Genomic DNA, 680 nt, shown 5'->3' with positions numbered 1-680 from the left:
CACACGTCGAGAAGCTTCTTTAGAAAAGAAATCTGCAGTTAACGTGTTGAGACTTGCATCGTTAATTTCCGTTATTTGAGGTTGTTTGCTAGCAGTAACCTCGGTTGGTGGCTGTTGTTGAGTTACTTCTGCAGCCACTGTTGTCGGAAGTTCCGTCGTCATTGGCATACTTATATAGATCATAGCAATAACCACAAAGACTGAAACTCTAACGAACTTGCTCAAAATAAAGTACGCACCACACAAAGCGAGCAATCCGAGAATTGCTTGGAATGATAAAAATCGTCCCAAAAGTTCGACCAGATAACTCAATTCAAACTGCATTAATTGTCCCGCTTGAGCCCAAAGACGGTCTAGCGGAGGGAGATAAGAATCGTAATGCAAGAGCCACGCTGCGGCGACAAATACAACGATATGACGCACCGTATTTAGGCTTTTCATCGAGATTGGCAGCAGGATGAAGATCAACAGCGCAAAGTTTTCCATTGGATGGAAATCGATGATTCCCTGAAAATAGAGCGCTATTTTTGCGATAAAGTAAATGTTCCACCAGCCCAATCCTATAGTGAAGGGGGTAGAGTCATGAGAATGCTATGTCATTACTTAAGCTTCTTGGTGTTAGTGGCTGATGTATCTAGCTCAAAATAGCGCGAGCGTTTTAAGTGCTTGTGGTAAAAGCG

General features: G+C 42.9%; 1 protein-coding gene. It reads right to left on the bottom strand.

Annotated features, from left to right (window positions below):
- On the bottom strand, positions 1–564 hold a 564-nt coding region (gene bcsG, locus R7R78_RS26640; RefSeq protein ID WP_406707403.1), incomplete at its 3' end, for a cellulose biosynthesis protein BcsG.
- Positions 565–680: the final 116 nt, after the last annotated feature.

The organism is Vibrio sp. 2134-1 (assembly GCF_033339495.1).
This window is presented reverse-complemented; position numbering and strand designations above follow the sequence as displayed.